The sequence below is a fragment of the Salmonella enterica subsp. arizonae genome, from assembly GCF_008692845.1.
Taxonomy (GTDB): domain Bacteria; phylum Pseudomonadota; class Gammaproteobacteria; order Enterobacterales; family Enterobacteriaceae; genus Salmonella; species Salmonella arizonae.
This window is the reverse complement of sequence record NZ_VXJW01000004.1, coordinates 20,999-38,214: the sequence shown is the minus strand read 5'-3', so window position 1 is coordinate 38,214 and position 17,216 is coordinate 20,999. Positions and strand designations below refer to the sequence as shown.

Here is a 17,216-nt window from a genome sequence, read left to right as displayed (position 1 = left end):
TTTTTCTGTGAGCAACTGTAAAACTGCGACCTGGCATCCAGTCTTTTTTTTTCGCTAAAAGAGGATAGACCATAGTGATTTTCTGAGGTGACTATGGATATCTTTATTTCTAAAAAAATGCGCAATTTCATTCTGTTGGCGCAAACCAATAATATTGCCAGGGCGGCGGAGAAAATCCACATGACGGCCTCGCCTTTCGGTAAAAGCATCGCAGCACTGGAGGATCAAATTGGCTATACGCTGTTTACCCGTAAAGATAACAGTATCAGCCTGAATAAAGCGGGGCAGGAACTTTATCAAAAACTCTTTCCCATCTATCAACGTTTATCGGCCATCGATAATGAGATTCATAACGCGGGGGGCCGTTCGCGCAACATCGTGATAGGCATCGATAATACGTATCCAACCATTATTTTCGATCAGTTGATTAGTCTGGGCGACAAATATGACGGCGTGACGGCGCAGGCCTTCGAATTCAGCGAAAATGGCGTAATTGATAATCTGTTCGACAGGCAGCTCGACTTTATTATTTCGCCTCAGCATGTATCGGCACGCGTGCAGGATCTGGAAAATTTGACGATTAGCGAACTGCCGTCGTTGCGTCTTGGCTTCCTGGTTTCCCGGCGGTATGAAGACAGGCAGCCGCAGGCGCTGTTGCGTGAACTGCCTTGGTTGCAAATGCGTTTCCAGAACCGGGCCAATTTCGAGGCGATGCTGGATGCCTACATGCGACCCTGTGGCATCAACCCTACCGTGATTTACCGTCCTTACAGCTTTATGGCCAAGATAAGCGCGGTGGAGCGCGGTCAGTTCCTGACGGTCGTGCCGCATTTCGCCTGGCGACTGGTGAATCCGGCAAAACTGAAATATTTCGATGCGCCGCACAGCCCAATGTACATGCAGGAATATCTTTATTCATTGAAAAATCATCGCTATACCGCCACGATGCTCCGGCATATCGCCGAAGATCGCGACGGGGACGAACTAACCGAGCATTGATCCGGTTTCCAGCAGGTTACGATGAAGATCAAAAGCGTGACTGAGGTCGTGGTGAATATGACCACCGGGCGCATGTTCCAGATAACGGCGTAAATAGTCGCGATAAAGCGGGTGCGCGCAGCGATCAATAATGGTATGCGCACGTTGCAGAGGAGAGAGTCCGCGTAGGTCGGCAATGCCCTGTTCGGTGATGATCACTTTAACGCTGTGCTCGCTGTGATCGACATGGCTACACATCGGCACAATGGTGGAAATTTTGCCGCCTTTGGCGACGGACGGCGCCATAAAGAGCGAAAGATAAGCGTTACGCTCAAAATCGCCGCTGCCGCCGATACCGTTCATCAGATTCACGCCGGCTACGTGCGTGGAGTTGGCATGACCATAGATATCAAACTCCAGGCCGACATTCAGCGCAATAACCCCAAGCCGCCGGATAATTTCCGGATTATTGGAGATCTCCTGCGGGCGCAGTACGATACGACTGGCGAAGAAATCCATATTGTCGTAAATCTTTTGCAGCGAGTCGGCGGAAAGCGTCAGGCTGGAGGCGCTGGCGCCGATGATTTTGCCTGTCTCCAGCAGATGAACTACAGACTCCTGCAACACTTCGGAATACATCATAAAGGACGGAATATCCGGGTTTTCGCCAAGCCGCGCCATCACCGCATTGTTGATGTTTCCCACGCCGCTTTGCAGCGGTAAAAATTCTGCCGGGATGCGCCCCTGCGCCATCTCATCCAGCAGAAATGTGACCACATTATCGGCAATCTGCTGGCAGATGGGGTTGGCGTTATCCAGCACGTTGCCGGCATCGGGGAGATTTGTTTCCACCACTGCGATAATTTTGCGCGGATTGATCTGCACGTACTGATTACCTACCCGATCAAGAGCATGAAATATAGCGACGCTGTTGCGCCGTGGCGGCGCGCCGGGAATGACGATATCGGCCAGCTCGGCGACGCGCGGGTTATGGTAGTGGTTCAGTTCGATAATGACTTTTTTGGCCCGTAACAACCAGGTCGGCGCATTACCGATACCGCTGGACAGCCAGACGCGCCCATCGCTGGTAATGGCTGTGGCTTCGATAACAGCCACGTCGATGTCGCCAAAAAAGCCGTAGTTAACCATCTGCGCGACTTCGCTCAGGTGCAGATCGACAAACTTTACCTGCCCCTGATTAATTTTTTGGCGCAGGCCGGTTGAGGTCTGATAGGGCGCGCGCCAGGAGACTGCATCAGCGTCCGACAGCGCATCGTCGGCGGCGGCGCTGATAGACGCGCCCGTTAATAACCGAATCTGAAAAGGCTGCCGCATCTGGTGCAGCACATTAGCGCGTCTGGCGATCGCGGCAGGCAGCGCTTTGGGCGAACCGGCGGGTGTAAAGCCGCTGAACGCAACCATATCGTTATGTTGAATGATTTCCGCCGCGTCATCGGCGCTCATTGTTGGCCAGGAGACTTTCATCGCGTGATCCTCACCCTCAGTACCCCACGAAATGGGGCTTACGTTTTTCCAGAAAAGCGTTCATTCCTTCCTGATAATCCTCGCTGTCATAAACAGCGCGCCGCATTCCCTGAATGCGCTCAAACTCATCAGAATTCATGGTGTGCGCTTCGCCCAATACCCGCAGCTCCTCTTTTATTACCGCAATGGCCAACGGCGCTTTTTCTGAAATATGGTGCGCCATCTGTAACGTGAAATCTTCCAGTTCGTCGGCTTCAACGACATGGTTAAGAATGCCGACCGCCAGCGCGCGCTGGGCGGTAATCGGCGAAGCGGTAAAAATCAGCTCCTTAACGATATGGAATCCCGCATCGCGGGTGAGGTTATGAATGCCGACCAGGTTATACGGTACGCCAAGATTCACTGGCGTCATGGAGAAGGTAGAAGTACTGGCGGCGATGATCAGATCAGAACTCATGATCATCTCAAACGCGCCGCCCCAGACGCTGCCTTCCACCATCGAAATCACCGGCTTAGGATACTTCTGAATCAGGCGCGTGATCTGACGTAGCGGATCGTCATAAGACAGTGGATCGCGCCGTCCGCTGGGCAATTCATGAATATCATGGCCTGCGGAAAAGACTTTCGCGCCGCTGGGCGCACGCAGAATAATACAGCGAATTTCTGGACGATTGAGATCGCTTAGCGCCTGCATCAGGTCATCAATAAAGACTTTGCTCAGAGCGTTAAGTTTACGGGCATAATTGAATTCAATGACCGCGACTTTTTGGATGGTAACGACGTTAACATATTGATAAGACATAATAATCTCTTTATTGAAAGTAATGATTCTGTAGAAATTCGCTAATGCGCCGCAGACCGGTGCGCGGCGAAAGATCGTTGCTTTTCACGGCTTGTAACGTGTTCTGGAAATAGCGTGTAAAATCGGGGCGGGCAAACAGCATATGCAACGTTTGTTCTTTCGTTTGTTGTTGCAACCAGTGAAGGGCCTGCTGACGGCGTACCTGCTCCATACGACCGCTGGCGGCAAGGGTTGCGCGGAAATCGCAGAGGGTTTGCCATACCTGGTCGATTCCGCATTTTTGCAGGGCGCTACAGGTCAGAACCTGCGGCTGCCATTCGGCATATTTGCGACGCAGGATGTGCAATGCGCTTTCGTACATGTGACGGGTGATAGCCACATTGCCGCGATTATCGCCATCATCCTTATTAATAACGATCAGATCCGCCATCTCCATAATGCCTTTTTTAATCCCTTGCAGATCGTCGCCGCCGCCTGCGATCTGTAGCGCAATAAAACAATCCACCATGTTGGCGACTTCCGTTTCCGACTGGCCAACGCCTACGGTTTCGACGATCACGATGTCATAGCCTGCCGCTTCGCACAGCAGTATCAGCTCCCGCGCGCGCAGACAGGCACCGCCCAGATGTCCGCCGGAAGGGACGGGGCGAATAAACGCCGCATCCGATCGCGAAAGCGCCGTCATCCGGGTTTTATCGCCGAGAATACTGCCGCCGCTTACCGGGCTGCTGGGATCGACGGCAATGACCGCTACATGTAAGTTCTCGCTAATCAACAACATGCCGAAGGCTTCCAGAAACGTACTTTTTCCGGCGCCCGGCGTTCCGGTGATCCCCAGCCGCAGAGCATTGCCAGTAAAAGGCATAATGGCATCCAGCAGGCGCGCGCTAAGTTCCTGATGACGAGGATGGCTGCTTTCTATCAGCGTCATCGCCTGCGCGAGCGTGGCGCGATCGCCCTGACGCAGACGTGTGACGGCGTCCATCAGCGTGGTATCGTTAATCATGATGCTGGCTAATCCGGGCCAGGACATCGCGCACACTCTCCAGCATTGGCGTGCCGGGGCCATAAATTGCCGCCACGCCATGGGCTTTTAGGAAAGCGTAGTCCTGCGGCGGGATCACGCCGCCCGCCACCACGCAGATGTCCTCGCGGCCCCATTTTTTGAGCGCCGCCACAAGCTCTGGAATTAACGTTTTATGACCGGCGGCCAGCGATGAGGCGCCTATGACATGAACGTCATTTTCCACCGCCAGGCGGGCGATCTCGTCCGGGGTAGAGAACATTAGGCTGAGATCGACATCGAAACCGAGATCGGAATAGACGCTGGCGATCACTTTTGCTCCGCGATCGTGGCCGTCCTGACCCATTTTGGCGATCAGGATGCGCGGACGGCGGCCTGTGTCAGCGAGAAATTGCTGAGTTTGCGCAACAATGGCATCAAACTCACCGGCAGACTTATCGGACTGATGATAGCTTTGCGCAATCACGCCGGTAACGCACTGGCTGGGCACCAGATAGCGATCAAACGCCGCTTCCAGCGCATCGGAGATTTCCCCCAGCGTGGCGCGAACGCGGGCGGCCTCGACGGCGGCGGCCAGCAGATTTTCATGGTGTTGCGCCGCGTGAGTCAGCGCTTGCAGGGCAGCGTTCACCGCACGGTTATCGCGAGTCGCGCGGATGCGTTTCAGCGCGGCGATCTGTTCGTTGCGCACCTTCACATTATCAATTTCCAGTACTGCGGTTTCGTCTTCTTTTTCCAGCTTGTATTTGTTGACGCCGACGATAACGCGCTCGCCCTGGTCGATGAGCGACTGTTCGCGGGCGGAGGCTTCTTCGATCATCCGCTTCGGTAATCCGGCCTCGATCGCCTTCGCCATGCCGCCCGCTGCGTCGATCTGTTTGATAATCGCTCTGGCCTGCTTGACGATCTGATCGGTGAGCGACTCGACATAATATGAGCCTGCCAGCGGATCGACGGTGCGGCAGATCGACGACTCTTCCTGAATAATGATCTGCGTATTACGGGCGATACGCGCCGAAAAGTCGGTCGGCAGGCCGAGCGCCTCGTCAAAGGCGTTAGTATGCAGCGACTGGGTGCCGCCAGGCGTGGCGCCGAGCGCTTCAATGGTAGTGCGAATAATGTTGTTATAAGGGTCTTGCTCAGTCAGACTCCAGCCGGAGGTCTGGCAATGAGTCCGTAGCGCCAGCGATTTGGGATTGGTCGCGCCGAAACCACTCACTGCTTCGCTCCATAGATAGCGTGCGGCGCGCAGCATGGCGACATTCATAAACAGGTCCATGCCGATACCGAAAAAGAACGACAGTCGGGGAGCGAAATCGTCAATTTTCAGCCCGGCGGAAAGGGCGGCTTTAATGTACTCGATACCGTCCGCCAGGGTAAACGCCACTTGTTGCACGCAGTTCGCGCCGGCTTCGCCCATGTGATAGCCGCTGATGCTGATAGTGTTAAAGCGCGGCATGTTTCCGGAACACCAGGCGATGATGTCCGCAATAATGCGCATAGAGGGTTTTGGCGGATAAATATAGGTATTACGGCACAGATACTCTTTGAGAATATCATTCTGGATCGTCCCGGTAAGCTGTTCTGGCGAAACGCCTTGCTCTTCTGCCGCCACAATATAAAACGCCATCACCGGCAATACCGCGCCGTTCATCGTCATCGATACTGACATCTTATCCAGCGGGATCTGGTCGAACAGCACTTTCATATCTTCGACGGTATCAATCGCCACGCCGGCTTTACCAACATCGCCCGCCACCCGCGGGTTATCGGAGTCATAACCGCGGTGGGTCGCCAGATCAAAGGCGACGGAAAGGCCTTTTTGCCCGGCGGCGAGGTTGCGACGATAAAAGGCGTTGGACTCTTTGGCGGTGGAGAATCCGGCATACTGGCGAATGGTCCACGGCTGGGCGGTATACATGGTGGCGCGTGGACCGCGCACGTAAGGAGGCAGACCGGGCAGTGTACCGGTGACTTCCAGATTATTCAGGTCGGCTTCGGTATACAGCGGTTTAACGGCAATGCCCTCCGCCGTTTGCCGTATCAACGATTCGACGGTTTTTTCCCGCCGGCTTAGCTCGTTATTGGCGAGTGTTTGCCACGCCTGCAAATTAGCCATTTTTTACTCCGTATTACGCAATGAAATAAAGATTTGCTAATACGGTGAGCGTTTTGAATCTCCTTGTCGCCAGCAAAAAATAGCCAACGGCGCGTCGTTTTTTGCCGCCTGAACGAAATGATTTTGTGATGAATTTCAAAGACGTGATGATAGAATGGTGGGCCATGCAGGCCGGATAAGGCGTTCACGCCGCCATCCGGCATTAATCAGAGAGGCTAATCCTGACGCAGCACCTTGTGCCCGTACTCCAGCAGCGCGTCGGTCACTTTGCGCATCATCCGGCTTTCAGGGGCAAAGCGGTGCCAGTAAAGCATCCGGCGTTGTAGCAAACCGGGTGTTAAGTTGATCAACTCGCCGCTTTCCAGCTCTTGCTCAATCTGCAGGTGAGGGATCATGCAGCAGGTCGTGCCCTGACGCGCGAGCTGTACAAAAGCTTCGGATGAATTAACGATATGGCACGGCACGCTGCCGGGCGGCAGATCGAAATTCTGTTGCAAAAAGGCCTGATGCATATCATCCAGATGGTCGAACGCGACGGCAGGCGCTTTCAGCAGAGACGAACGGGTAACGCCGTTGGGGAAATAGCGCTCGGCAAACGGTTTTGACGCGACAAACAGATAATCGAGCGCGCCCAGTTTGTCCACCAGGCAACTGGGCAGCGCCTGATGCTGGATACTCACCGCGCCAACCACCTCGCCGCGACGCAGGCGTTCTTGCGTGCGCGTTTCGTCCTCCACCTGCAAATTGAGACGGATAGGGGAGTCCGCCAGCACCGGCGCCAGCGCCGGAAGCAGCCATGTCGCCAGACTGTCGGCGTTAACCGCCAGCGACAGCAGCAGCGGCGTAGAGCCGGTTTGTTCATCGCCCAGCCACTCTTCTTCCAGCAGTTCAACCTGACGCAGCAGAGCCAGTAATTTTTGCCCCTGTTCCGTGGGGCGAGGAGGAACGGTACGCACCAACAAAGGTTGTCCGAACATATTCTCAAGCTGTTTTATGCGCTGTGAGACAGCGGATTGCGTAATGCACAGCTTCTGGGCGGCACGCTCGAATCCTCGTTCACGTATAACGGCATCCAGCGCCTGTAGTGTTCTGTAGTCCGGACGTTTCATTGTTGTGTCATGCTCCTGATATTTTTTTTCCGCACTATGACATAAATTTGCAGTCGGTACAGATGAAATCCGTGGCCTGTGTACGGACACGGAGATTTTTCCCGACAATGTTCTATAATGCGGCTGAATTTTCACACCACAGGCGAAACGATTTATGACGCAGGATGAACTGAAAAAAGCGGTAGGATGGGCGGCACTTCAGTATGTACAGCCCGGCACCATTGTGGGCGTTGGTACCGGCTCAACGGCCGCACACTTTATTGATGCGCTGGGCACAATGAAAGGCCAGATTGAAGGCGCGGTCTCCAGCTCGGACGCCTCGACTGAAAAACTCAAAGGCCTCGGTATTCATGTGTTTGATCTCAATGAAGTGGATAGCCTGGGCATCTATGTCGACGGCGCGGATGAAATCAACGGTCATATGCAGATGATCAAAGGTGGCGGCGCGGCATTAACCCGTGAGAAAATTATTGCTTCCGTGGCGGAGAAATTTATCTGCATTGCGGATGCCTCTAAACAGGTGGATATTCTTGGCAAATTCCCGCTGCCGGTCGAAGTGATTCCGATGGCGCGCAGCGCGGTCGCTCGTCAACTGGTGAAGCTGGGCGGGCGCCCGGAGTACCGTCAGGGCGTGGTCACGGATAACGGCAACGTGATTCTGGATGTTTATGGTATGGAAATCCTTGATCCCATCGCGCTGGAAAACGCCATTAACGCGATTCCGGGTGTCGTGACCGTGGGGCTGTTCGCCAACCGTGGCGCGGACGTTGCACTGATTGGCACGCCGGACGGGGTTAAAACCATTGTAAAATGATCCCGCCAGGCGCATTTCCTGCCGCGTAAAAAATTCGAACAGGGCAAATTTGGTGACATGTATCACGTTTAATCGTTTGCCCTGCCGATCACTCTAAAGAAAAAGTTATCCCTGGTATTTTCATCTGCTATTTCCCTCTGTATGCGATTTCTTCAGGACGCTGACGCAAACGTTCGTATTGCCGCGATAATTTTTTTTGATATGTTGAAGGACGGATGCAAATCCACACACAACATCAGATGGCAAAAAAAGACAGGATCGGGGAAATGGCAAAGGTATCGCTGGAGAAAGATAAAATTAAATTTCTGCTGGTTGAAGGGGTGCATCAAAAGGCGCTGGAAAGCCTTCGTGCGGCAGGTTACACCAACATTGAATATCACAAGGGCGCGCTGGATACTGAACAGTTGAAAGCGTCCATCCGCGATGCCCACTTCATCGGTCTGCGATCCCGTACTCATCTGACAGAGGAAGTGATTAACGCCGCAGAGAAGCTGGTGGCGATTGGCTGCTTTTGCATCGGCACCAACCAGGTGAATTTAAATGCGGCGGCAAAACGCGGTATTCCGGTCTTTAACGCGCCATTCTCTAATACCCGCTCCGTGGCGGAGCTGGTGATTGGCGAGTTATTGTTGTTGCTACGCGGCGTACCGGAAGCGAACGCCAAAGCGCACCGCGGCGTATGGAATAAACTGGCGGCAGGGTCATTCGAAGCGCGCGGCAAAAAGCTTGGCATTATCGGTTACGGCCATATTGGAACGCAGTTGGGTATTCTGGCGGAATCGCTGGGGATGCATGTCTATTTCTATGATATTGAAAATAAACTGCCGCTCGGCAATGCGACCCAAGTGCAGCACCTTTCTGAATTGCTGAATATGAGCGATGTGGTCAGTCTGCACGTCCCTGAAAATGCCTCCACCAAAAATATGATGGGCGCGAAAGAGATAGCCCTGATGAAACCCGGTTCGCTGCTGATTAACGCCGCGCGCGGAACGGTGGTAGATATCCCGGCTTTGTGCGATGCTCTGGCGACGAAACATCTGGCGGGGGCCGCTATCGACGTCTTCCCGACGGAACCGGCGACTAACAGCGATCCGTTTACCTCTCCGCTGTGCGAATTCGATAACGTGATCCTGACGCCGCATATCGGCGGCTCAACGCAGGAAGCGCAAGAAAACATCGGTCTGGAAGTCGCAGGAAAACTGATTAAGTATTCGGATAACGGTTCGACGCTTTCCGCCGTGAACTTCCCGGAAGTGTCGCTGCCGTTGCATGGCGGTCGTCGCCTGATGCACATCCATGAAAACCGTCCGGGCGTATTAACCGCCCTTAACCAGATCTTTGCCGATCAGGGCGTTAACATCGCCGCGCAGTATCTGCAAACCTCCGCCCGAATGGGATATGTGGTGATTGATATAGAAGCCGATAGCGATGTTGCGGAGAAAGCGCTGCTGGCGATGAAGGCGATACCAGGCACCATTCGTGCCCGTCTGCTGTACTGATATATTTGTCCGATGGCGCTACGCTTATCGGGCCTGAATGAGCGTGTAGGCCGGGTAAGGCGTAGCCGCCACCCGGCAATGAATTCCTACTACCATTCCCATACTTTTGACGGCGTCACTACCGCTGGCAGCGGGATATCCCACTCCTCAACCGGTAGTTTTTCGACGCGCTGGCAATCGTGCGCATAGCCAACCGGTGTCAGGCCATGTGACGGCCAGTTTTGTAGCGTGCGGTCATAAAAACCGCCGCCCATGCCTAAACGCTGTCCGTCTTCGTCAAACGCCACTAATGGCGTTACCAGCACATCCAGTTGGGAAAGCGGTAAAACGTCGCGCACATCCAACTTAGGCTCCTGAATTTTCAGCCGATTAGTCACCAGTTCGCTGTGCGGATGGTAGTGCAAAAATAGTAAGTTTCCAGGGCTGAACGGATGCAGTACCGGTAAGTAAACACGCTTACCTGATAACCAAAGCTGTTCTATCAGCGGCTGAGTGTCGAGTTCGCCGTCAAAGGAGAGAAACACGGCGACAGTCTGCGCCAGCACGACGGGAGGAAAGCTGAGTATTCTGCCTGCGGCCTGTTGACCAAAGCAGCGTTGCTGCTCCGGCGTCAGCGCACGGCGGCGCTCCCGAATCATTCGGCGGATTTCTTGTCGTGATAAAGAGAGTTCGGGAAGTTGCGTCATGGCTGTCGCCAGTCAGAAGGGGAATCTCCGAGATGCCGCCGCAGGCTGTAACCCTTGAACCCTTGGTTCAAGGTGAATGTGTCGTCACAGTTTTAAGGCTTCTCGGACGAACCGAGCATGCTCACCAACCGCGGAGCGCCACATTCTTGTGGTATGAAATATCGGCTCAGGGGACTGGCCCGCTTGCAAACATCTCAGAGAAATTCTGTTTTCACAATCACTCTACCATAGTAAAGCGAAAAGTGTTATTCAAAGTTTTGGCCCGTTTTTTCGGTTGTGCGCCCCTGATCAAGCAACGCCTGCTCAATGGTCTGTTGTAGCATCCGAATACGTTGTTCCATGCTCGCCGCGTAGTCGCGGGTCTTCGCTTTTTCCTGAGTTAACTCATAGCTGATATTCAATGCGGCAATGAAAACCAACTGCTCAGTATTTGTGACTCTAGTGCGAACTTTCAGATCTTGCAACCGCTGATTCAGATCGTCCGCAGCCTGATTCAACGCATCCCTTTGGTCAGGCGGGCAATTCACTCGCAGTGAACGGCCAAAAATTTGGATATCGACGGGTTGTGCAGACATGCCACCTTCCTGCTGATTGACTGCGCTGCCTTCGTCTCCAGACCCAGGGTCCGCGAAGGGGCGACACTATAGCTACCCTGGTGCGAAGATACAAGCCCTTTTCTGGTTCACCAGGGTCCAAAGTGGTAGCATATCATGAATATCCTCCCTTTGATGACGAATGCTTATGTCTATACAGAACGAAATGCCTGGTTACAACGAAATGAACCAGTTTTTGAACCAACAAGGGGCCGGTCTGACCCCGGCTGAAATGCATGGTTTAATCAGCGGGATGGTTTGCGGCGGCAACGACGACAGCTCATGGCAGCCGCTGCTTCACGACCTGACGAACGAAGGTCTGGCTTTTGGGCATGAGCTAACTCAGGCGCTGCGCAAAATGCATGCGGCGACCAGCGACGCGCTGGAAGACGACGGTTTTCTTTTTCAGCTTTATCTGCCTGAAGGCGACGATGTCAGTGTGTTCGATCGCGCGGATGCGTTGGCCGGGTGGGTTAACCACTTTTTGCTTGGCCTCGGCGTAACGCAGCCTAAACTTGATAAAGTCACCGGCGAAACGGGTGAAGCGATCGATGACCTGCGTAATATTGCGCAGCTTGGTTATGATGAGAGCGAAGATCGGGAAGAGCTGGAGATGTCGCTCGAAGAGATTATCGAATATGTCCGTGTTGCGGCGTTGTTATGTCATGACACTTTCACGCGCCAACAGCCGACTGCGCCGGAAGTGCGTAAACCGACGCTACACTAAGCACAAAACGAAATGGAGGCAGGTCATGACTCAGCAGGAATACCAACGCCGTCGCCAGGCATTACTGGCGCAAATGCAGCCCGGCAGCGCCGCGCTGATCTTTGCCGCACCGGAGGCGATGCGCAGCGCAGACAGTGAATATCCGTATCGCCAGAGTAGCGACTTCTGGTATTTCACCGGTTTTAACGAACCGGAAGCCGTGCTGGTACTGATTAAGAGTGATGACACCCACAACCACAGCGTTTTGTTCAACCGCGTTCGCGACCTGACGGCGGAAATCTGGTTTGGTCGCCGTTTAGGGCAGGATGCCGCGCCGGAAAAGCTGGGCGTTGACCGGGCGCTGGCGTTTAGCGAAATCAACCAGCAACTCTTTCAGTTGCTCAACGGTCTGGATGTGGTGTACCACGCCCAGGGCGGATATGCATATGCCGACGAGATTGTTCTGGCGGCGCTGCAGAAGCTGCGTAAAGGTTCTCGTCAGAATCTGACCGCGCCGGCCACCATGACTGACTGGCGACCGATCGTCCATGAGATGCGCCTGTTCAAATCGCCGGAAGAGATTGCTGTCATGCGCCGCGCCGGGGAAATTAGCGCGCTGGCGCATATCCGCGCGATGGAAAAATGTCGTCCGGGGATGTTTGAGTATCAACTGGAGGGGGAAATTCACCACGAATTTAATCGCCACGGCGCGCGCTATCCCTCCTATAACACCATTGTCGGCAGCGGCGAAAATGGCTGTATCCTGCATTACACTGAAAACGAAAGTGAAATGCGCGACGGCGATTTAGTGCTTATCGACGCGGGCTGTGAATATAAAGGTTACGCGGGCGACATCACGCGTACTTTCCCGGTGAACGGGAAATTCACGCCAGCTCAGCGTGAAATTTATGACATCGTTCTGGAATCGCTGGAGACCAGCCTGCGACTGTTCCGTCCTGGTACCTCTATTCAGGAGGTGACCGGCGAAGTAGTGCGTATCATGATAACCGGGCTGGTGAAGCTGGGGATTTTGCGAGGAGAGGTTGATCAACTGATTGCCGAAAATGCGCATCGTCCTTTCTTTATGCATGGCTTGAGCCACTGGCTGGGGCTGGATGTTCACGATGTCGGCGTTTATGGGCCGGATCGCTCCCGCATCCTGGAGCCGGGCATGGTGCTGACCGTAGAGCCAGGCCTCTATATCGCGCCGGATGCCGACGTGCCGGAAGCGTATCGCGGCATTGGCGTTCGAATTGAAGATGACATTGTCATTACCGAAACCGGTAATGAAAACCTGACCGCTGGCGTTGTGAAGAAGGCGGATGACATTGAAGCGTTAATGGCGGCGGCGCGACAGCAATGAGCGTCATTATCGTTGGCGGCGGCATGGCAGGCGCGACGCTGGCGCTGGCCATCTCTCAGTTCAGTCATGGGACGTTGCCGGTACATCTGATTGAAGCGAAAGCGCCTGAAGCCGACGGTCATCCCGGCTTTGACGCCAGAGCGATTGCGCTGGCGGCGGGTACTTGCCAGCAACTGGCGCGAATTGGCGTCTGGCAGGCAATTTCCGATTGCGCAACGGCAATCAATACCGTACACGTCAGCGATCGCGGACATGCCGGATTTGTGACTCTCGCCGCGCAGGATTACAGCCTGGCGGCGTTGGGTCACGTTGCGGAGCTGCATGATATCGGGCTGCGTCTGTTTGCGCTCTTGCGTAAAGCGCCGGGCGTTACGCTGCACTGCCCGGAGCGCGTAGCCAGCGTGTCGCGTACTCAGCAGCAGGTTAACGTCACTCTGGAAAACGGCAATGTGATAGCTGGCAGCGTTCTGGTGGCGGCTGACGGTACCCACTCCGCGCTGGCGTCAGCCTGCGGCGTTGACTGGCGTCAGGAGCCTTACGAACAGTTAGCGGTGATAGCTAATGTCGCAACCGCCGTCCCGCATCAGGGACGCGCCTTTGAACGTTTTACCCCATATGGCCCGCTGGCGATGTTGCCGATGTCACAAGGCCGATGTTCGCTGGTTTGGTGCCATCCGCTCGACCAGCACGATGAGGTGCTGGGGTGGTCTGACGTGCAATTCTGTCATGCGTTGCAGGCCGCGTTCGGCTGGCGGTTGGGGCGCATTACTCTGGCGGGTAAGCGTAGCGCGTATCCGCTTGCTCTTACCACAGCGACGAAAGCGTTTACTCACCGGACGGTACTGGTCGGCAATGCGGCTCAGACGCTGCATCCTATCGCCGGGCAAGGGTTTAATCTTGGTCTGCGCGATGTCATGAGCCTGGCGGAAACGCTGGTCGCGGCACAGGACGCGAGCGAGGATATTGGCGCCTGGCATGTGCTATCGCGCTATCAACAGCGTCGTCAGGTCGACCGGGATACGACAATTGGCGTGACGAACAGTCTGGTCCATCTGTTTGCAAATCGCTGGGCGCCGTTGGTTATTGGGCGCAATGTCGGTTTAATGGCGATGGAATTATTACCGCCTGCGCGCGATGCGCTGGCGCAGCGTACGCTTGGCTGGGTAGCGCGATAAGTTAATCGTAAGCCGCCATCCGGCAGGAGCTGCGCAAAGGCCTGCTGGCGCTTCGCTTATCAGGCCTACGAAAGGCGTCATTTGACCAGGAGTAAATAGTGCAAAGTGTTGATGTAGCAGTAGTTGGCGGAGGTATGGTGGGACTGGCTGTCGCCTGTGGCTTGCAGGGCAGCGGTTTGCGCGTTGCGGTATTGGATCACATTGTCCCCCAGCCGCTGGCGAACGATGCGCCGCCTCAGCTTCGGGTGTCGGCGATTAATGCCGCCAGTGAAAAACTGCTTGCTCGCCTTGGCGTGTGGTCAAACATTGTGGCGCGTCGGGCAAGTTGCTACCACAGTATGGAAGTCTGGGATAAAGACAGCTTTGGCCGTATTACGTTTGATGACGCGAGCATGGGATATAGCCATCTGGGGCATATTGTTGAAAACAGCGTTATTCACTACGCACTGTGGCAAAAAGCGCAGCAAGCGGCGGACATCACTTTAATGGCGCCAGCGGAATTACAGCAGGTCGCCTGGGGGGAGAACGACGCTTTCCTGACCTTAAAAGACGGCGCGATGTTAACTGCGCGTCTGGTGATTGGCGCAGATGGCGCAAATTCCTGGCTGCGTAACAAAGCGGATATTCCCTTAACCTTTTGGGACTACCGCCACCATGCGCTGGTGGCGACTATCCGTACCGAAGAGCCGCACGGCGCGGTTGCCCGCCAGGTGTTTCACGGTGAAGGTATTCTGGCGTTTTTGCCGTTAAACGATCCACATCTGTGTTCTATAGTCTGGTCGCTTTCTCCGCAAGATGCGGAGCGTATGCAACAAACTAGCGATGAGGCGTTTAACCAGGCATTGACTATCGCCTTCGATAATCGGTTGGGCTTATGCCGCGTGGAAAGCGAACGCCAGGTCTTCCCGCTGACGGGCCGCTATGCTCGCCAGTTTGCCGCGCACCGTCTGGCGTTAGTCGGCGATGCCGCGCATACCATCCATCCGCTGGCAGGGCAAGGCGTCAACCTCGGCTTTATGGATGCGGCCGAACTGGTGGACGATCTGCGCCGGCTTCAGCGTCAGGGTAAAGATATCGGTCAACATCTTTATCTTCGTCGTTATGAGCGTAGCCGTAAACATAGCGCGGCGATGATGCTTGCCGGGATGCAGGGTTTTCGTGACCTGTTTGCCGGAGAAAACCCGGCAAAAAAATTGCTGCGCGACATCGGGCTGAAACTGGCCGATACGCTCCCCGGCGTCAAACCCCAACTGCTTCGCCAGGCGATGGGGTTAAACGACCTTCCGCAATGGCTTCGTTAAGCGTTTGACTGCACGCCGGCAAGAGTTTGAAACCCGTCACACTTTGCTTTCCCGGCCATCGCGCCGGGGGGCTTTCCTCATTTGAAATAATCTAATTCCACCTCTCATTTCGCATTATATTTTCTAATGTAACAATTTTTAGCTAACGCGATTTCCGACATTTTTTCCGCATTTAATATTAATTAATGTCGGTGTAAATCGTATTAGCTTCCTGTTTGTGGAGGTCATTTGCCAGGATGTTAGTTTTTTGTGCTGATGGGCTTTTGGCATTTTTTAATCATAAGCTAATGTGATGATAAATTCAGCCTTATGGTTTAGTGTCTGGTTCGGTGGTAAGTTCAGGGACAAGAGAACGTTTGCGTCGACGCAGGATAAAGGGCGTCGATGCCAGGTTTCGTGGCGAAGATTTCCCATGAAAATGGTTGTTAGCCCCCGCTAATTCAACGAGGAAAAGATGGCTCAACAGACGCCTTTGTACGAACAACACACGCTATGCGGCGCCCGCATGGTCGATTTTCATGGCTGGATGATGCCCCTGCATTACGGTTCCCAGCTTGATGAACACCACGCTGTGCGCACCGATGCCGGGATGTTTGATGTATCGCATATGACCATTGTCGATCTTCATGGTAGCCGCACACGGGAGTTTCTGCGTTATCTGCTGGCAAACGACGTGGCGAAGCTGACCATAGCCGGCAAAGCGCTTTATTCCGGTATGCTCAATGCCTCGGGCGGGGTGATTGATGATCTTATCGTCTACTACTTCACTGAAGATTTCTTCCGTCTTGTTGTTAACTCCGCCACCCGTGAAAAAGATCTCGCCTGGATTACCCAACATGCCGAACCTTATGCCATTGATATCACCGTTCGTGACGACCTGTCGCTGATTGCGGTACAGGGACCGAATGCGCAGGAAAAAGCGGCCACGCTGTTTACCGAGGAGCAGCGTAACGCGGTGGAAGGGATGAAACCGTTCTTTGGCGTACAGGCGGGCGATCTGTTTATCGCTACGACCGGTTATACCGGCGAAGCGGGCTATGAAATCGCCATGCCGAATGAAAAAGCGGCGGATTTCTGGCGTGCGCTGGTGGAAGCGGGTGTGAAGCCGTGCGGTCTTGGCGCGCGCGATACGCTGCGTCTGGAAGCCGGTATGAACCTGTACGGCCAGGAGATGGATGAAGGTATCTCTCCGCTGGCGGCTAATATGGGGTGGACTATCGCCTGGGAACCGACTGACCGCGACTTTATTGGCCGTGAGGCGCTGGAGATGCAGCGTGAAAAAGGCCACGAGCAGCTTGTCGGTTTGGTGATGACCGAGAAAGGCGTATTGCGTAATGAACTGCCGGTGCGCTTTACCGATGCGCAGGGCAATCAGCAAGAAGGCATTATCACCAGCGGGACGTTTTCCCCTACGCTTGGCTACAGCATTGCGCTGGCGCGTGTTCCTGCAGGCATCGGCGAGACGGCGATTGTACAAATTCGCAACCGTGAAATGCCGGTAAAAGTGACTAAACCTGTTTTTGTGCGTAACGGCAAAGCCGTCGCGTGATTCATCCTTTTTT

General features: G+C 54.4%; 15 protein-coding genes and 1 other RNA gene. 8 read left to right on the top strand and 8 right to left on the bottom strand.

Going from position 1 to position 17,216, the window contains the following annotated elements:
- The first annotated feature begins 93 nt into the window (after window positions 1-93).
- Entirely contained in the window at window positions 94-999 is a 906-nt protein-coding gene (gene srsR, locus F4V61_RS09205) for a LysR family transcriptional regulator SrsR (protein WP_000350782.1), read from the top strand.
- Here the strand turns inward: srsR and F4V61_RS09200 are convergent.
- The 5 genes from F4V61_RS09200 to argP all read right to left on the bottom strand — a co-directional run bounded on the left by F4V61_RS09200 (window position 985) and on the right by argP (window position 7,517).
- A complete protein-coding gene (locus tag F4V61_RS09200; RefSeq protein ID WP_058819785.1) occupies window positions 985-2,463 on the bottom strand; it encodes a succinate CoA transferase in 1,479 nt (492 codons plus the stop codon). The genes srsR and F4V61_RS09200 overlap by 15 nt on opposite strands.
- A 16-nt stretch (window positions 2,464-2,479) precedes the next feature.
- Complete coding sequence (gene scpB, locus F4V61_RS09195; RefSeq protein WP_080161279.1) at window positions 2,480-3,265, bottom strand: methylmalonyl-CoA decarboxylase; 786 nt, start codon at window positions 3,263-3,265, stop codon at window positions 2,480-2,482.
- A gap of 10 nt (window positions 3,266-3,275) precedes the next feature.
- Entirely contained in the window at window positions 3,276-4,271 is a 996-nt protein-coding gene (gene meaB / locus F4V61_RS09190) for a methylmalonyl Co-A mutase-associated GTPase MeaB (protein ID WP_080161282.1), read from the bottom strand.
- A complete protein-coding gene (scpA, locus tag F4V61_RS09185; protein ID WP_080161280.1) occupies window positions 4,264-6,408 on the bottom strand; it encodes a methylmalonyl-CoA mutase in 2,145 nt (714 codons plus the stop codon). The genes meaB and scpA overlap by 8 nt, the downstream gene beginning before the upstream one ends.
- A 215-nt stretch (window positions 6,409-6,623) precedes the next feature.
- Window positions 6,624-7,517, bottom strand: a complete 894-nt coding sequence (argP, locus tag F4V61_RS09180; protein WP_000828346.1) for a DNA-binding transcriptional regulator ArgP — start codon at window positions 7,515-7,517, stop codon at window positions 6,624-6,626.
- 154 nt (window positions 7,518-7,671) lie between these two features.
- Between argP and rpiA the strand changes: the two genes are divergently transcribed.
- Together rpiA and serA are read left to right on the top strand one after the other, a co-directional pair.
- The gene (gene rpiA, locus F4V61_RS09175; RefSeq protein ID WP_000189739.1) at window positions 7,672-8,331 is read left to right on the top strand and encodes a ribose-5-phosphate isomerase RpiA; all 660 of its coding nucleotides are present in this window, start codon (window positions 7,672-7,674) and stop codon (window positions 8,329-8,331) included.
- Between the two features lie 266 nt (window positions 8,332-8,597).
- On the top strand, window positions 8,598-9,830 hold the full coding sequence (serA, locus tag F4V61_RS09170; protein ID WP_001151633.1) for a phosphoglycerate dehydrogenase: 1,233 nt from the start codon (window positions 8,598-8,600) through the stop codon (window positions 9,828-9,830).
- 89 nt (window positions 9,831-9,919) lie between these two features.
- Here the strand turns inward: serA and F4V61_RS09165 are convergent, their stop codons facing one another.
- The 3 genes from F4V61_RS09165 to zapA all read right to left on the bottom strand — a co-directional run bounded on the left by F4V61_RS09165 (window position 9,920) and on the right by zapA (window position 11,091).
- Window positions 9,920-10,516 carry a 5-formyltetrahydrofolate cyclo-ligase gene (locus F4V61_RS09165; protein ID WP_038397684.1) on the bottom strand — a complete coding sequence of 199 codons (597 nt, stop codon included), beginning with the start codon at window positions 10,514-10,516 and terminating at the stop codon, window positions 9,920-9,922.
- Window positions 10,517-10,536: 20 nt separating this feature from the next.
- A non-coding RNA gene (gene ssrS / locus F4V61_RS09160) (6S RNA) lies at window positions 10,537-10,720 on the bottom strand.
- A gap of 41 nt (window positions 10,721-10,761) precedes the next feature.
- Window positions 10,762-11,091: a cell division protein ZapA gene (gene zapA, locus F4V61_RS09155; RefSeq protein ID WP_001276012.1), complete on the bottom strand. Its 330-nt coding sequence runs from the start codon at window positions 11,089-11,091 to the stop codon at window positions 10,762-10,764.
- A gap of 166 nt (window positions 11,092-11,257) precedes the next feature.
- Here zapA and F4V61_RS09150 point away from each other — a divergent pair, with 166 nt between their 5' ends.
- The 5 genes from F4V61_RS09150 (at window position 11,258) to gcvT (ending at window position 17,203) form a co-directional block, all read left to right on the top strand.
- Entirely contained in the window at window positions 11,258-11,836 is a 579-nt protein-coding gene (locus F4V61_RS09150; RefSeq protein WP_024132131.1) for a YecA family protein, read from the top strand.
- A 25-nt stretch (window positions 11,837-11,861) separates the two neighbouring features.
- Complete coding sequence (gene pepP / locus F4V61_RS09145; protein WP_000193674.1) at window positions 11,862-13,178, top strand: Xaa-Pro aminopeptidase; 1,317 nt, start codon at window positions 11,862-11,864, stop codon at window positions 13,176-13,178.
- Window positions 13,175-14,353, top strand: coding sequence for a 2-octaprenyl-6-methoxyphenyl hydroxylase (gene ubiH, locus F4V61_RS09140; protein ID WP_058819783.1), 1,179 nt, complete (start codon window positions 13,175-13,177; stop codon window positions 14,351-14,353). The genes pepP and ubiH overlap by 4 nt, the downstream gene beginning before the upstream one ends.
- Window positions 14,354-14,451: 98 nt before the next feature.
- On the top strand, window positions 14,452-15,654 hold the full coding sequence (ubiI, locus tag F4V61_RS09135) for an FAD-dependent 2-octaprenylphenol hydroxylase (protein WP_079798897.1): 1,203 nt from the start codon (window positions 14,452-14,454) through the stop codon (window positions 15,652-15,654).
- A 454-nt stretch (window positions 15,655-16,108) separates the two neighbouring features.
- Entirely contained in the window at window positions 16,109-17,203 is a 1,095-nt protein-coding gene (gene gcvT / locus F4V61_RS09130; RefSeq protein WP_058345972.1) for a glycine cleavage system aminomethyltransferase GcvT, read from the top strand.
- The last annotated feature ends 13 nt before the right edge of the window (window positions 17,204-17,216 follow it).

Coding starts and splice junctions, on each gene's coding strand:
- scpA (WP_080161280.1), bottom strand. CDS start 6,408: ATGGCTAATTTGCAGGCGTGGCAAACACTCGCCAATAACGAGCTAAGC.
- F4V61_RS09150 (WP_024132131.1), top strand. CDS start 11,258: ATGTCTATACAGAACGAAATGCCTGGTTACAACGAAATGAACCAGTTT.
- serA (WP_001151633.1), top strand. CDS start 8,598: ATGGCAAAGGTATCGCTGGAGAAAGATAAAATTAAATTTCTGCTGGTT.
- zapA (WP_001276012.1), bottom strand. CDS start 11,091: ATGTCTGCACAACCCGTCGATATCCAAATTTTTGGCCGTTCACTGCGA.
- srsR (WP_000350782.1), top strand. CDS start 94: ATGGATATCTTTATTTCTAAAAAAATGCGCAATTTCATTCTGTTGGCG.
- rpiA (WP_000189739.1), top strand. CDS start 7,672: ATGACGCAGGATGAACTGAAAAAAGCGGTAGGATGGGCGGCACTTCAG.
- F4V61_RS09200 (WP_058819785.1), bottom strand. CDS start 2,463: ATGAAAGTCTCCTGGCCAACAATGAGCGCCGATGACGCGGCGGAAATC.
- scpB (WP_080161279.1), bottom strand. CDS start 3,265: ATGTCTTATCAATATGTTAACGTCGTTACCATCCAAAAAGTCGCGGTC.
- pepP (WP_000193674.1), top strand. CDS start 11,862: ATGACTCAGCAGGAATACCAACGCCGTCGCCAGGCATTACTGGCGCAA.
- argP (WP_000828346.1), bottom strand. CDS start 7,517: ATGAAACGTCCGGACTACAGAACACTACAGGCGCTGGATGCCGTTATA.
- gcvT (WP_058345972.1), top strand. CDS start 16,109: ATGGCTCAACAGACGCCTTTGTACGAACAACACACGCTATGCGGCGCC.
- meaB (WP_080161282.1), bottom strand. CDS start 4,271: ATGATTAACGATACCACGCTGATGGACGCCGTCACACGTCTGCGTCAG.
- ubiH (WP_058819783.1), top strand. CDS start 13,175: ATGAGCGTCATTATCGTTGGCGGCGGCATGGCAGGCGCGACGCTGGCG.
- F4V61_RS09165 (WP_038397684.1), bottom strand. CDS start 10,516: ATGACGCAACTTCCCGAACTCTCTTTATCACGACAAGAAATCCGCCGA.